Below are 13,858 nucleotides of genomic sequence, written 5' to 3' on the forward strand. Positions count from 1 at the left end.
GGGGGGGGGGGGGGCCGGCGACGGGACGTTTTTTACCCTCCCTCAGCCTGATGATGCGTTCGCCGCCACCCGGTAGCTAAGCGCCTATCCCCGTCACGCCATCCGATGTATGGCAATCCTCCAGCGCTGAATCGCATACGGTGACGATGGTAGCACCATCATGGGTCACCTATTACTCCTCCTCACCATCGAATTGGCCTTCTACAAGGCAGGTAATTTAATTATAGACATCGCCGAAAGTCGACGGAGCCTTAGGTTTGCAGAACGATGAAACGCGATCGCTGGCTCAATGCCTCGAAGCCTTGTTGGCTTTCGCAGATCAAAACGGTGACTTCGCCTTAGCCGCTACGTTAGACTCGGCTCGCCTGCAATTTATCGAACTGTATGGGAACCAGGAAGCCTAACATAGATTACGCCTCCATAGCCGGTAAACGGCGTTATGGAGGAAAATCGGCGTGAAACGAGGAGATCGCGCGGCGGCTTTAGCAGTTCATATGCTTGAGTTTCGAAGAGCAAGGGAAACCGTTTTCCCGAAAGAGATATTCGGAGAACCTGGCTGGGATCTCCTGATAGAATTGTTCATTGCTGACGCAAAGGGACGTCGACTCACGGGCAGCGATGTCAGTGCTCGCAACAACATCGCTCCTTCGACGCTATCACGCTGGCTTATCCATCTGTCCAAAAGCGGATATATCGTTGGTGATGGGACGGGTGATCTCGACGACGCCCTCGTGCTTTCACCGCTTGGCTTAGCGCACTTTGAGATCATCATTGGAAAGCTTGCTCAGCTTCATGAGTCAGTTGAGCGATAGAGCGATCGTTGCGTCAGTTTAAAGACGAAGACGGCGGCGTTTGCCTCTCACCGCGATCTGACAAGCGGCGCTTGAAGCGATCGGCGTCAGTGACGAAAAACCCGATAGCGGACGGTGCGCTCCCTTGCTGAGTTGGAGCCGGTTTGCACGAGGGGGCGCGAAGCGAGTGAAGGGAACACGCCATAAGCGACATTCCTGAAGGCCCCCGTCTAAGGCCGCGACACTCTTGCGTTGCTGACCTATAAGAATACGCTGGTGGCATAATAACGGGAGTCGCACGATGAAGACGTTGATTGCGGCGGTGATGGTTTTCACCCCCGGGCTTGCAGTTGCTCAGACCACTGGAGCGGGTGCGGTTAATAGCGCGACGCCCACAACGCCGTCAGCTAAGATGAAATCACCGAAACCGATCTGCCGAAAAGAAGATGTAACGGGGTCGTTCTTCCCCGCTCGGACCTGCCATACCAAGGAGGAATGGGCCGCAATAGACGCCGCGAATGCCAAAAACGCTGAGCGCATTTCAGCGGCACGGAATACCTCGGGCCATATGTAGAGACCGTACCGTTGTCGTGCCCAATGGATCGATTTATTCGAAAGCCTGATCGTTCGAATGTGCCCGGAATATATGTCTAGATGAATGGGGCCGTGCTTTTTTCGCTTTGGTCCGCTTAGCACCAATAACAAGACACCGCCCCCTCCCTGCTGGGCTGGAGCCGGTTCGCCCGATGGGCGCGGAGCGAATGAAGGGAACACGCCATAAGCGTACATTCCTGAAGGCTCGCGTCTGAGGGTGGGGCGTCCGCTAACGCTCAATTGTGTTGAAAAAGGCAGGCTTGCAGTTGTGCTGATGGTTTGATTCAGACTTCGCGAGGTAAGCGGAGACGGGCCGATGATGGGCGAGCGGACGGTGGCGCAGGAGGCGCTGTTCTACAGCTTCAGCCGGGAGCGGTACGTGCCGGCGGACCATCTGCTGCGTTCGATCGACCGGTTCGTGGCCTGTCAGGCATCCGCGAGGAACTGAATCCCTTCTACAGTGAAACGGGTCGCCCCTCGATCGATCCGGAGCTGATGATCCGGATGCTGATCATCGGGTATTGCATGGGCATCCGGTCCGAGCGGCGGCTGTGCGACGAGGTGCATCTGATCCTGGCCTATCGCTGGTTCTGCCGGTTGGGGCTGGATGGCGACGTGCCCGACCACTCGACCTTCTCGGAGAACCGGCACGGACGCTTCCGCGACAGCGACCTGTTGCGCCGGTTGTTCGAGACGACGGTCGTGCGCTGCATGGTCGAGGGGCTGGTGGGCGGCGAAGGGCTCGCGGTCGACGCCAGCCTGATCCGCGCCAACGCCAATCGTCAGACCGGCGACCCGGGCAGCGACGACGTACCACCGGGGGCCGACAGCCGTGCGGTACGCGAGTATCTGGCCGTTCTCGACGATGCCGCGTTCGGCGCCGCGACACCGGTGGTGTCGAAGTATCTGGCGCCGGCCGATCCGGCATCGCGCTGAACCAGCGCGCATCGCGGGCTGGCCTTCTACGTCTACTCGACCAACCACCTCATCGCCCTCGACCACGCCGTCATCATGGAAGTGGAAGCGAGCACCGCCGTACGCCAGGCCGAGGTGACCGCGTGCAAGCGCATGATCGCGCGGGTGCAGGACCGCTTCGGCGTCTGGCCCGAGCGGCTGGCAGCCGACACTGCTTACGGCTTGGCAGAGATGCTCGCCTGGCTGGTCCACGAGCGTGACATCCAGCCGCGCATTCCGGTGATCGACAAGTCCGCCCGCCGCGACGGCACCTTCGAACGTGAAGCCTTCGCCTACGACCATGACGACGACAGATATGTCTGTTCTGGCGGAAAGCGCCTGCGCCCCAGGAACCGCAACTTCGCGACCGCCCATGGCGATGTCGGCCAGGACGGCTTCATCCACTATCGCGCGCGACAGCAGGATTGCGGCGGCTGCTCCCTGCGGGAACGCTGCACGCCTAACATGCCGGCGCGCAAGGTCACCCGTTCGATCCACGAAGGGGCTCGCGACCTTGCCCGCGACATCGTCACCACCGACGCCTCCGTCATCTCCCGCCGCCAGCGAAAGAAGGTCGAGATGCTGTTCTTGCACCTCAAACGCATTCTGAAGCTCGGCCGATTGCGTCTGCGTGGTCCAAACGGTGCAAGGGATGAGTTCCACATGGCAGTCGCCGCTCAGAACCTCCGCAAGATGACCAAGCTCATCCCGATGCCCGCGCAGCCACTACCCGCCTGAGGCGGTCGGCGCTGTGCAGCGCAATCCAGCCGTCGCTTGCCTCCAGTCCGCACCCGACTTCTTCAACACAATCCACCAACAGCAAACATTCAGTTTCATATCCTTTATGCGCCGCCCTTCTCTCCGCATTGGCCGCGTCAATATCTAAATTACTGGCTGCGCAATTGGGCAAGCGTAGTTTAGTGTGTTGTCAAAGCCGACCTCACGCTGCTGTTTGGCTTGCACGAAAATGTCAGCTTACGACAACTCAGCTATGCGTAAGGTGATACAGACCAAGCCTTTGCGAATGCGCCTGTAAGCTGCCTTGCAGTAAAAGGCTTTTGGATAATTGCGATGGCGTGATCACACGGCTTACACTCGTCGGGCAAAGCCGTGATGAAGATCGTTGGCACCTCACCGTGTATCGAGCGGATGGCTTCAACAGCGCGAGGCCCGTAGCCCTTCGCCAGTCTCACGTCTGACGTGATTACCGTGGGAACCTGACGATTGGCCATTTCGCGAGCCGCATCCTCTGACGCCGCGACACTAAACGACGTAGCGCCCTCGGCTTCGAGAAAATCGCAGATCATATCGGCGATTAGCGGTTCGTCTTCGATCACTAAAACGTGACACATAGCGCAAGCCTTGATCGAGGATTATTACCGCGACCATAACCGCTTGGCGGACGTATCGGTCCACACTTTGTTTCAATCGAGAGACAATGGTGTGATGCAGAGGCTCGATGAAATGTGCAAAGCCCCCATGATCCCAAGGGGGGTAAGGATCATCGGGGCTCCGCTTGAAGCCGTTGAGGCACGATAAAAACAGCGCGTTAACTTTTGGTTCCGCTGGCCGCGCAGCTTACGCTCAAGCCGCTTGAAGTAGTTGTCTGATCCCCATCTAGGATCGGTGGGTTCCCCCGGTGTCGCTGTAATACGGCGAGGTCGAGCGCCGCATTTCGTGCAGCGGAGATAATCCGGCAGGTTTTCCCTTTGCGACATTCACCTCTTGAGAAAACACCACCGCGCGACAGGTCGCGATGCACGATCCCCTCAAGGGCCACACGATCCGCAAACGCATCCCACGTTGGCTTTGTGATGACCGAAATCGTTCGGGGACCGGAAACGTGCGCGGCCCATCGGTCGTTTTCACGGTCTCTTAGTAGAAAGAGTGATAGGTCGAGGATGAAGTCCGGTAGCTTTAGCGAGCAGGCTGAACGGTGGCGACGTAAGGCCGTCGAGTGTCGCGAACTAGCAGCCACCTTTTCCGAAAGCGGCATGCGAGACAGCATGTTTGAAATGGCCGATGCCTACGAGGCAACCGCCGCCGACATGGAAGCGCGCGTCGACGTTTAAAACGGCCGTGCCATTTGTCGGGCATCAGCGCCGCCTCGAAAGCCCTCCAAAGCGCAAACAACGGATCGGGCAAACTCTGCTGCCGCCGCTTGACGACGGCGCTCGCCGCGGGCCGTAAGGGCGACGCGAGCAAAGCCGCCGCTGGTCAGGAGGGCATTGGCAATGATGGAGGGATCAGTCCGCGACCTCGACCAGAGCGGTCGATCGGCACCCGTTCCGAGGCCTCAGGCGATCCACCCGTGCCACCATTCATACGTGAAAGGCCGTGCGGCGTTCGGCATGGCTCGGCCAGGCCCTAGCCTCGGGTCCTCAACTGGATGATGGCGGGATCGGGCCTGACGCCGGTGAGTAGCTCGTCCATCGGCACGTCGAGCGCGAGCGCGACCCGCGCCAGGGTGTCTAGGGTGAGGTTCTGGGCGCCGGTTTCAATTCTGAACATCGAGCTCGTGTCGATGCCAGCGGTACGCGCGCATTCCGCCTGCCCCAATCCCACGGCGAGACGGACGTCGTGGATGCGTCTTCCCACCGCGGTCTGCAGCGCGGAGCGTGCCGCCTCGGCTTCGGTGGAGGGGTTCCGTTGCGGTTTCGATACCTGAGGCATGGGGCTGGTCTTAGGACGCGCCGCGCCCATCCGCAAACGCTCCAACCCGTTGTCCAAACAATAAATGTCCATACCTGACATACAATCGTGAAGGGTTTTCGTTCCGTCCGCGGCCTCATCGGAACGAGCCGTTCGATCCAGCGGCGCCAAAGGCTTCGGGGGCGGATCTTGCCGACGAATAAAGAATGCCATGGACACAAACGCATCGTCATGCTTTCTATATGCACATGTGCATATAGATTGGAGATGAGGAATGGATATCGCGCAACTGGAGCGGCCGACGGACGAGGGCATCTACGCGCGGGAGCTCGCCCACCGCACGGCCAACATCCTCCAGCACGCGATCGCCGCGCTCCACCTCGCGAGCCGCGGGGACACCCGCCACACCTGGCAGGCGATCGAGCGCATCTCGGGTGCCGCGGATCTGCAGCGGATCCTCGCCGGCGAGGATGGGGACGGCACGGAGATCGGGGAACACATCGCGGACGTCTGCCGGGCGGTGCGCAGGATGAACGCCACCGACGCTCCAATCGACGTGGTCGTGCGGAGCGAGCGGATGCTGCTAGACGGGCGGTCGGCCAGGCGGATGGGGATGATCGTCGCCGAGCTGGTCGGCAACGCCATCCGACACGGCGTCCGCGACCGGGGCGGCACCGTCACGGTGACCCTGCGCCGCACCCGCTTCGGCGGTCGCCTAGCCGTCGAGGACGACGGCGCAGGGGGCGGCTGGGTCCGGAACGGCGGCCAGGGTCACGGCATCGTCAACGCGCTCGCCGGCAGCCTCGGCGGCCACGTCCGTCGCTCCAGAACCAGGAGCGGGCTCTCCCGCGTCGAAGTCACGACACCGCCCCTTCTCCGTGCGGCCCCCTCGGTCGGTCCGGAGGCGTGAGTCAGCTGATCTCCGGCACGATGCTGCGCGACCTGCTACTGTGCGAGCGGCGGTTCGGTCTCGACCTGTTCGGCGAGCTGGGCGACCGCGACGAGACGTCCCCGTTCGTGCGAATGCTCTGGCGGGACGGTCTCGCGCACGAGGACGAGATCCTGTCGGGCATCGCGGAAGCGGCGACCGACCTTCGCGGGCTGGATCGGGTCGACCGGGAGGCCCGCACGTCGCTCGCAGTCGACCACCGCGCGCCCACGATCCTCGGTGCCGTCCTGAGCCACGACGACCTGATCGGCATGCCCGACGTCATGCGGCTAACGCCGACGGGATACGTAGCTCTCGACGTCAAGGCGGGGTCGGCGCTGGAGGGACCGCGCGGCGCCTACAAGGCGTCGTATCTGATCCAGGTCTCCCACTATGCCCACCTGATCGCGACGACCGGCATCGGGACAGGTGACGTCGCCGGCATCATCGACGCCCGCGGCGACGAGACCATGTACGATCTCCATCTGAGGTTCGGTCGCGACCGACGGTCGGGCTCCGAGCGCCATCTCGATCTCCTGGCGATGGCCCGGGACATCATTGTCGGCGGGCGGCACACGCGAGGTGCCCTCTCGTCGCAATGCGGGATGTGCGACTGGCGGTCGACGTGCCGGAGGGAACTAGCGACATCCGACGACCTGACCCAGCTCGCTGGACTGGGCCGCGCGATCCGGACGACCATCGAACCCCTCGCCCCGACCATCGCTGATCTCGCCAAGTTGGCGCCCGGAGCCATCGGCGACGGACCCCTGCCCGGATTGGGGCGGGAACGTCTCGCCCGCTTCGCGGCTCGCGCCCGGCTCTGGAAGGAGCCGGCGTCGCAACCGGTCGCCCACCGTCCCCTCCGCCTGCCCAACAACCCGCACAGCATCGACTTCGACGTCGAAGCCGATCCCATGCGCGGCATCGTCTACCTGCACGGGTTTTGGCACGAGCGCCCCGGATGCGAGGACGAATTCGTCCACTTCTTCGCCCCGACCATCGACGAGGAAGGCGAACGTCAGGCCTTCGCTTTAGCGATCAACCACTTTCGGCGTCACCGCTCGGCACACTGGTTCCACTACTCCGCCTATGAGCGCACGGCCTACGCCGGGCTTCAGCGCCGTCACCCCCAGGTTTGCGACGCGGACGAGATCGACGAGATCTTCGCGCCGGAGCGCTGCACCGACCTGTACAGGATCGTCGCGAGCGACACCGACTGGCCGCTCAGCTCCTACGGCATCAAGAGCATCGCGAAGTCGGTCGGCTTCTCCTGGTCCGACCTCGACCCGTCGGGCTCGAACTCCATCGAGTGGTTCGACACCTTCGCCCGCACCGGCGATACGGTGCTCCGCGACAGGATAATCAGGTACAACGCCGACGACGTGCTCGCGAGCAAGCACGTCAGGCGGGCGCTCGCGGAACTCGACGGGACCGGCCGCATCGCCGGCTTCAGGCGACCGGCCCCTTGAGACAGATACTCCACCACTGGCTGCTCACCTGTCCGACGGTGCGCGGAATCTCGATGCTCGCGCTCGACGCCCGGGACAGCGGCCTGCTCGACTTTCCGCACATGCTGTCGAGGGCGATCGCCGAGACGGTTCGCACCGAGGCGGCCTACGGCCGCCCAATCCGCAACCGCGAGGCCTTCCACGGCCGGATGGCCCGTCGATTGGCCGAACAGCGCCAGAGATGCCGTCTTTCGATCGAGGACGACACTGTGCTGCTCGCCGGCTCGATCGGCGAGGGCGCGGGGGTCTCCCAGTGGCGCGGCGGCACGGTCCTGCACCTGGTCGATCCACTGCCGGAGGTCGTGGTCGCCGCCATGGTCGGCCGTCCGATCGCGGACGTGGTGGGCGTCGAACTCTTCCGACGGCACAGGGCCGAATACGTCATCGTCAGCGCCTGCCAAGACCGCTCAGGCTGCACCATAGCCCTTCGCACCCCCGTCCTTCGGACCCGCTCACGCACCGGTCGCGGACCGGGTGCCGATTGGACTGCCGCCCTCCGATGAGCCGTTCGTCCGCTTCTATGCGGGAGTGCCGCTGCAGCTCCCGGTAGGCATGCCATCGGCACCTTCTGCATCATCGACCGGCCGCCGCGGAACGGACTTTCGCCACGCGAAGCGATGGATCCGGAGGCGCTGGCGGCGTGCGCCTCGGACTGTCTGGACATGCGCCGGCTCGCGGCCACCAGCCTCGCCAGCCAGTCGCACTTCGAGAACATAGCGGCGACCTCCCCTGACGGGATCATCTGAGCGGATCATCACGGGCGCATCACGGTCTGGAACGCGGCGTGCGAGAAGATCTTCGGCTTCGGTTCCGAGGTGGCGATCGGTTCGAGCATCGACATCATAGTGCCGGACCGCCTTCGCATCGGTCATGGTGGAGGTCTCTCCCGCGTGGCGGAGGGCGTGAAACCCAGGCTCTTGGGACGACGGTGGAACTCGACGCCGTGCGCAAAGGAGGCGAGGAGTTCCCGATCGAGCTTTCGCTCTCCATGTAGCGGGAGGACGGCGTCTCGCGGTTGGGCGAGATCATCCGTGACATAAGCGAGCGCCGGGCGAACGACCGTCGGCTTTTCGACCTCGCGTACCTAGACGGCCTGACGGGACTGCCCAATCACGCGGTGGTGCTTAACCGCGTCGGGGAGCGTGTCGCCAATGGCCGACGCATGGCGATACTCATGCTCGACCTCGACGGGTTCAAGGAAGTGAACGACACGATCGGCTATGCCGCCGGAGACGCCATCCTGCGCGAGGTGGCCCGGCGACTGACGGAGGAAGCGCATCCACTGGACACCGTCGCGCGTCTCGGCGGCGACGAGTTCGCCATCCTCATGCCGGACTATCCGTATGTCGCGGCGGTGACCGGCCGTGCCGATGCAATCATCGCGGTGATCCCCCCGCCAATCGGGATCAAGGGCCACGCCGTCCATGTGGGGCGAGCGTCGGCGTGGCGCTCTGCCCGGAAGACAGGCTCAACGCGGAAGATCTGCTGTCTGCCGCGGATCTCGCTACGTATCAGGCGAAGAAGGAGGGACGCGGCTGCCGACGCCGTCTCCCCGCCGCTACGCGACGCGGTGGTCAGGCTTCACGCGCTCGAGGGGAAGAATACTGCGCGCCATTGACTTCGGCGAGTCAGAGCCTTTCTACCAGCCACAGATTTGAACGTCGGATGACTCGCTCTTCGACCACACCCGGCGTCCGGATCCAGGCGTTCACCTCCTGACGCGCCTTTTCGGCGTCCTCGCGATACGACTTCGATCCCTTCAAGGGCATGATCGTACCGCCGATCGCCTCGAGGCCACGGGTGCGCGCCCGGGCGATCACCTGACGAAGACCCTCGACGAGGGGCGCGCTGCTAAGAGTTCCGGCCTCGCGCACCGCCACTCCGAGATCGTTGATGCCCTCCAGCACGATGACATAGCCTACGGCCGGCACGTCGAGAACGTCGCTATCAAAGCGGTTTAGCAGGCTCGCGCCGGTTCCCTCCTTGAGGGTGCGGTTGCCCAAGATGCCCGTTGACGACCAGCAGCGGCAAGCCCGCCGCCGTGACCCGCTGCCGGAGCAGGTCGGGCCAGCGGTGATCCGCATTCGCCGTCGATCAAGCCCCGTCGGAGAGAGAACCACCGATGGCAACGACGGCGGAGCGGCTTGGATGCCTCCACGCGGATACCGCTCAGATGGTAGCGCACGACGATTCTGGCGGGATTCACCGCAATTGAAGTCGGCGACCCCGCATTCGGGGTCAGCCGCTCACCTGGAGCTTTGTCAGCCGAAGGCATCCGTGCCTCGGCGATAGCAACCATGCTTGGTTGCGCCTCCAATGTTCCTCTCAGGAAAAGGGGAAAACAGCGCTCGCTAGCGCGATCGTAGAAATAAAGGAATTGCAGAATGTTTCAGAAATTCGCTGAACGCGAGGTTCACGCTTTCCTCCAGGCTGCGCGCGCCGCCATCGATCCGCACCGCAACATCCTGACGACATCGACGCCATACGTCATCGGTGGGAGCATCGGTCCGGTGACCCGGGAGTTCATCGCCGCGGGAGCCATGACGTCGCACGACGAGGCTGACGCCGATTACATCCACCTCGAGTTCGAGCCCGGTGGCGAGGCGGGAGGACCCGTCAACGTCAAGGTCGGGATGATTCGCTTCGGTATCGTCCACGTCCGGGAGAGCGGCCGTTTCTGGCTGGGCCAGGACGGTAGGCTGTCGCTGGTGGCCAGCGCCGGGCCCAAGGCCGCGACGATGAGCTTCGACCCGGACGGCATGGAGCCGCGACCAGGACTGCCGGTTGGCCAGATCGCGATCGGATACGACCGCGCCGCGGCGCGGCTTCGCGAGCTTGCCGACATGGCGCTCGCCTCGAGCGACTTCGGGTCGGTCCACGCGCTCGGGGCAGCTGCCTGAGCCGGGTCGACGGGGTGTCTGAAGGCACCCCGTCGATCGCGTTTTCCTCCCCCGCATGCTTCCATGAGTGATTCGCGAAGATGTACCTGACGCCGGCGGCATCCCAATGCGGCACCCGCTCGGGGAGAAGCCCGATGCAAGATGATCAGATGCATGACGCATCCCACGCCTTTGCCTTCGAATACAGGTTAACCGCAGCGGCATCTGAAAAACCGTGAAGCCGCATAGGTTGCGGCCCCCGCCAAGGTGTGAGGCCGTTCAGCGCCATGGTTGCCGTAGCCATCCCGCAGGCATGCCAGACGTGGGACCCGGAGACGCATCCGCAGCTATCGTGCCTTTCGTTTCGACATCTTACCGCACGGTTACCGCATGCAGAATGCCCGAAGCTGGGCCATCTGAAAACAAAATCCCCGCTAAGCCGTTGGCCTAGCGGGGATTTCGATGGTGGGCGTGGCAAGGATTGAACTTGCGACCCCTGCGATGTCAACACAGTGCTCTACCACTGAGCTACACGCCCGCCGGAGGTGCGCCATTAGCCGGGCTTTTCCGGCCTGGCAAGCGGTCAATTCAATCCGGTGGCACTTCCCGTCTCGAAAACGCGATCGACCTCGGCGACGAGGTCGCGCAGGTGGAACGGCTTGGACAGCACGCGCGCATTGGGCATCTCGCGCCCCGCCTTCAGCGTCACCGCGGCGAAGCCGGTGATGAACATCACGCGCAGCCCCGGCACCAGTTCGGCGGCGCGGCGGGCGAGTTCGATGCCGTCCATCTCGGGCATGACGATATCGGTCAGCAGCAGGTCGAACGATTCGCTCTCCAGCAACGGGATCGCCGCCGTGCCGCGGTCCACCGCCGCCACCGCATAGCCAGCGCGCTCCAGCGCGCGGGTGAGATATTCGCGCATGACTTGATCGTCTTCGGCCAGCAGGATTCGGATCATCGCCTTGTCGGTCTCCATTCGCGCGCCGTCCTATGATCCGCAGTTGTGAAGATTTCCAGCGCGCCGAACGCGGGAACGCGGTAGGACGTGCCATAGATGGACGCATCGTTCGATACGATCGGCGGGTTGGACCGCGACGGTGCGCCGCTCAGCCCGGTGGTCCTGTCCGTGCCGCATGCCGGTCGCGACTATCCGGCGGCGCTGCTCGGCGCGCTGCGGCTGCCGGCGACCGCGCTGACCATCCTCGAGGATCGCTTCGTCGACGCGGTCGCGCAGGGTGCGCGGACGCAAGAGACGATGCTGGTCCAGCGCCGCGCACGCGCCTGGATCGACCTCAACCGCGGCGAGGGCGAGCGCGACCCGCGCGTCGACGAGGGCGTCCGCCCGCACGGCCAGCCGGCGCCCTCCGCCAAGGTGCGCAGCGGCCTGGGCCTGGTGCCGCGCCGCGCCGGGGCGGCGGGCGATCTGTGGCGACGGCGGTTCAGCGGAAACGAGGTCGCCGCACGGATCGAACAGGATTATCGCCCCTATCATGCCGCGCTCGCCGCCGCGCTCGCCGCGGCGCAGGCGCGGTTCGGCGTCGCGGTGCTGCTCGACGTGCATTCGATGCCGCCGCTCGGCGATCATGCCCGCATCGTGCTCGGCGACCGCTTCGGCCATGCCGCGGCACACCGCTTCGTCGCGCGGCTGGAGGCGGCCGCGGCGCAGGCCGGCGTGCGCACCGCGCTCAACACGCCATATGCGGGCGGCCATATCCTCGAACGCCACGCCGCCCCCGCCCGCGGCATCCACGCCATCCAGATCGAGTTCGACCGCACGCTCTATCTCGATGCCGCGCTCGATCGCCCCGGTGCCGGCCTGCCCGCGGTCATCGCGCTGCTCCAGCGGATGATCGCCGCCGCGGCCGACGAGGCGTTCACCGGCGACGGGATCGCGCTGGCGGCGGAGTGACATAAAAAAACCACCCCGTGCATGAAGCACGGAGTGGCCAAGGTTCAGGGAGGAGACACACTGAAAGTGTGTCATACGGGCCCGCGAAAGGGGGGACACGAGCGCCGTACTTTCATAAAATAGTCGAGCGCCCGATTGGTTCAACCCCCGGCCCGCCAGCCGTTCTTTTTTTCCGTCCGGTTCTTTTACTTGCCCAGCACGGGCGCGATCCGGACGAGGACCGAATCGCGCAGCAGCAGATGGTGGCGCAGCGCCGCGGCGACGTGCAGCACGACCAGCGCGAGCATCAGCCAGCCGAGCAGCCCGTGCGCGTCATGGCCCAGATCGGCGGCGCGGCTGCCGACCGGCAGCAGCGGCACGTCGAACAATCCGAACCAGCTCAGCGGCCGCTGCGGCCCGGGGCCGGGGCCGGAGACCATCATCCAGCCGGTCAGCGGCATCGCGACCATCAGCAGGTACAGCGTCCAATGCGTGGCGTGCGCGACGCCCTTTTCCCACGCCGGCGTCCCCGCGGGCAGCGCCGGCGGACGATGCGTCAGCCGCCACGCGACGCGGCCGGCGGTCAGGACCAGCACGGTGATGCCGATCGCCTTGTGCGCCCCCATCAGCGCGCGCAGCGCCGGGATGCCGTCATGGCCGATGCCGATGATCAGATTGGCGACGACCAGCACCGCAATCGTCCAGTGGAAGACGATCGCCACCCGCGAATAGCGTTCGCCGTCGATCCGGTTCGTCATAGAGTCCAACCCCTTGCTAGCGGCGGGAACACTCGACCGGCGCGCACGACGGGTCAAGCCATGGCGATGGCCCGGATACGACACGGGCGGGACTCGCGTCGTGCGACCCCGCCCGTGCGATCGGTATGGAAGGAAGGATCAGCCGAACTGCGGCTGCGGCACCTTGTTCTGCTGCGCCTGGCGGGCGAAGATCTCGCGCATCAGCGACAGCGAGAAGAGGTGCGCATAGAGCAGCGGCAGCATGCCCGACTGCGACATCTTGCGCAGCTGGTCGCCGCGCAGCCCGGCGAGCTTCTCTTCGTTGATCATCTGGAAGCCGCGATAGACGAACGGCTGCTGGTTATCGTCGATCTGGATGGTGACCTCGCCGTCCATCAGCAATTCCTGCTCGCGCAGCTCGTTCATGAACGCCTGGGTGCGGGCACCGGCCTGTTCGAACTGCTCGGCGAAGTCGAGGATCGCCTTGGTCACCTGGCTCGGCTGGCCGTTCTCGAACAGGGGCTCGCCGTCGTCATAGGCGCCGAGCGCCTCAGACGTCGGGTCGAAGCACAGCGACAGCTCCTCGGCGTCGGGACGCAGCCGCGCGAGCATGTAGGGATAGCGGCGGACATAGGCCGGGACGTAGAAATTGGTCTCGGTCAGCTTGCCGTCGTCGCCCATGAAGACGTTGACGCCTTCGTTGAGGCCCATCAGCGCGAGCGGAATCGCATCGTCGCCGACCGAGAAGACGATCGGCATATGACGCTGCACCAGCGGGAATTCGTCGGTGGTGATCGGAATCGCATGCTGGCCGACGAGGAACGGCGCGCTGTCCTGCTGGCGGACACGCCAATCGGCATGCGTCTCGCTCGAGAGCGGCTCGAGGCCGTTGTAGAACAAAGGAAGCGGCGCACTGGCCATGGG

General features: G+C 64.3%; 15 protein-coding genes, 1 tRNA gene and 3 pseudogenes. 11 read left to right on the forward strand and 8 right to left on the reverse strand.

The window, feature by feature from the left end; translation table 11 throughout:
• Window positions 1–494: 494 nt before the first annotated feature.
• The 3 genes and pseudogenes from FFS23_RS03530 to FFS23_RS03540 all read left to right on the forward strand — a co-directional run bounded on the left by FFS23_RS03530 (window position 495) and on the right by FFS23_RS03540 (window position 3,077).
• On the forward strand, window positions 495–812 hold the full coding sequence (locus FFS23_RS03530; protein WP_137897478.1) for a hypothetical protein: 318 nt from the start codon (window positions 495–497) through the stop codon (window positions 810–812).
• 280 nt (window positions 813–1,092) lie between these two features.
• Window positions 1,093–1,365: a hypothetical protein gene (locus FFS23_RS03535; RefSeq protein WP_137897479.1), complete on the forward strand. Its 273-nt coding sequence runs from the start codon at window positions 1,093–1,095 to the stop codon at window positions 1,363–1,365.
• Between the two features lie 336 nt (window positions 1,366–1,701).
• A pseudogene (locus tag FFS23_RS03540) lies at window positions 1,702–3,077 on the forward strand (transposase).
• A 251-nt stretch (window positions 3,078–3,328) separates the two neighbouring features.
• Here the strand turns inward: FFS23_RS03540 and FFS23_RS03545 are convergent.
• Window positions 3,329–3,676: a response regulator transcription factor gene (locus tag FFS23_RS03545; protein ID WP_249340506.1), complete on the reverse strand. Its 348-nt coding sequence runs from the start codon at window positions 3,674–3,676 to the stop codon at window positions 3,329–3,331.
• A 564-nt stretch (window positions 3,677–4,240) separates the two neighbouring features.
• Here FFS23_RS03545 and FFS23_RS19985 point away from each other — a divergent pair.
• The gene (locus FFS23_RS19985) at window positions 4,241–4,411 is read left to right on the forward strand and encodes a hypothetical protein (RefSeq protein WP_171009341.1); all 171 of its coding nucleotides are present in this window, start codon (window positions 4,241–4,243) and stop codon (window positions 4,409–4,411) included.
• On the opposite strand, the pseudogene FFS23_RS20690 reads toward FFS23_RS19985, so the two are convergent.
• Both FFS23_RS20690 and FFS23_RS19990 read right to left on the reverse strand, forming a co-directional pair.
• Window positions 4,408–4,581 (reverse strand): annotated as a pseudogene (locus FFS23_RS20690) (DUF6771 family protein); the annotation flags it as partial. The gene FFS23_RS19985 and the pseudogene FFS23_RS20690 sit on opposite strands and share 4 nt — an antisense overlap.
• A 125-nt stretch (window positions 4,582–4,706) precedes the next feature.
• Window positions 4,707–5,012, reverse strand: coding sequence for a helix-turn-helix domain-containing protein (locus FFS23_RS19990; protein WP_171009342.1), 306 nt, complete (start codon window positions 5,010–5,012; stop codon window positions 4,707–4,709).
• Window positions 5,013–5,265: 253 nt separating this feature from the next.
• Between FFS23_RS19990 and FFS23_RS19995 the strand changes: the two genes are divergently transcribed.
• From FFS23_RS19995 to FFS23_RS03570, 5 genes and pseudogenes are all read left to right on the forward strand, one after another.
• Window positions 5,266–5,901: an ATP-binding protein gene (locus FFS23_RS19995; protein ID WP_171009343.1), complete on the forward strand. Its 636-nt coding sequence runs from the start codon at window positions 5,266–5,268 to the stop codon at window positions 5,899–5,901.
• Window positions 5,898–7,388 (forward strand): TM0106 family RecB-like putative nuclease, encoded by a 1,491-nt coding sequence (locus FFS23_RS03555; protein WP_171009344.1) that lies wholly within the window; start codon window positions 5,898–5,900, stop codon window positions 7,386–7,388. The genes FFS23_RS19995 and FFS23_RS03555 overlap by 4 nt, the downstream gene beginning before the upstream one ends.
• A gap of 53 nt (window positions 7,389–7,441) precedes the next feature.
• Window positions 7,442–7,930, forward strand: coding sequence for a hypothetical protein (locus FFS23_RS03560; protein ID WP_137897483.1), 489 nt, complete (start codon window positions 7,442–7,444; stop codon window positions 7,928–7,930).
• A gap of 261 nt (window positions 7,931–8,191) precedes the next feature.
• Window positions 8,192–8,467, forward strand: coding sequence for an EAL domain-containing protein (locus tag FFS23_RS20695; protein WP_137897553.1), 276 nt, complete (start codon window positions 8,192–8,194; stop codon window positions 8,465–8,467).
• A pseudogene (locus tag FFS23_RS03570) lies at window positions 8,443–9,146 on the forward strand (diguanylate cyclase domain-containing protein). Before FFS23_RS20695 ends, FFS23_RS03570 begins: the two are co-directional and overlap by 25 nt.
• Here the strand turns inward: FFS23_RS03570 and FFS23_RS03575 are convergent.
• A complete protein-coding gene (locus FFS23_RS03575; RefSeq protein ID WP_137897485.1) occupies window positions 9,056–9,511 on the reverse strand; it encodes a GDSL-type esterase/lipase family protein in 456 nt (151 codons plus the stop codon). The pseudogene FFS23_RS03570 and the gene FFS23_RS03575 overlap by 91 nt on opposite strands.
• A gap of 300 nt (window positions 9,512–9,811) precedes the next feature.
• Between FFS23_RS03575 and FFS23_RS03580 the strand changes: the two genes are divergently transcribed.
• Window positions 9,812–10,327 (forward strand): hypothetical protein, encoded by a 516-nt coding sequence (locus FFS23_RS03580; protein WP_137897486.1) that lies wholly within the window; start codon window positions 9,812–9,814, stop codon window positions 10,325–10,327.
• A gap of 442 nt (window positions 10,328–10,769) precedes the next feature.
• Here the strand turns inward: FFS23_RS03580 and FFS23_RS03585 are convergent.
• Window positions 10,770–10,844 (reverse strand) — tRNA-Val (locus FFS23_RS03585).
• A 45-nt stretch (window positions 10,845–10,889) separates the two neighbouring features.
• The gene (gene cpdR, locus FFS23_RS03590) at window positions 10,890–11,267 is read right to left on the reverse strand and encodes a cell cycle two-component system response regulator CpdR (RefSeq protein WP_038667273.1); all 378 of its coding nucleotides are present in this window, start codon (window positions 11,265–11,267) and stop codon (window positions 10,890–10,892) included.
• Window positions 11,268–11,363: 96 nt separating this feature from the next.
• Between cpdR and FFS23_RS03595 the strand changes: the two genes are divergently transcribed.
• Window positions 11,364–12,218: an N-formylglutamate amidohydrolase gene (locus tag FFS23_RS03595; protein ID WP_137897487.1), complete on the forward strand. Its 855-nt coding sequence runs from the start codon at window positions 11,364–11,366 to the stop codon at window positions 12,216–12,218.
• Window positions 12,219–12,403: 185 nt separating this feature from the next.
• Here the strand turns inward: FFS23_RS03595 and FFS23_RS03600 are convergent, their stop codons facing one another.
• Complete coding sequence (locus FFS23_RS03600; RefSeq protein WP_137897488.1) at window positions 12,404–12,955, reverse strand: cytochrome b; 552 nt, start codon at window positions 12,953–12,955, stop codon at window positions 12,404–12,406.
• A gap of 138 nt (window positions 12,956–13,093) precedes the next feature.
• Complete coding sequence (locus FFS23_RS03605) at window positions 13,094–13,855, reverse strand: SapC family protein (RefSeq protein ID WP_137897489.1); 762 nt, start codon at window positions 13,853–13,855, stop codon at window positions 13,094–13,096.
• Window positions 13,856–13,858 lie beyond the last annotated feature (3 nt).

This window comes from Sphingomonas sp. 2SG, assembly GCF_005503285.1.
Taxonomy (GTDB): domain Bacteria; phylum Pseudomonadota; class Alphaproteobacteria; order Sphingomonadales; family Sphingomonadaceae; genus Sphingomonas; species Sphingomonas taxi.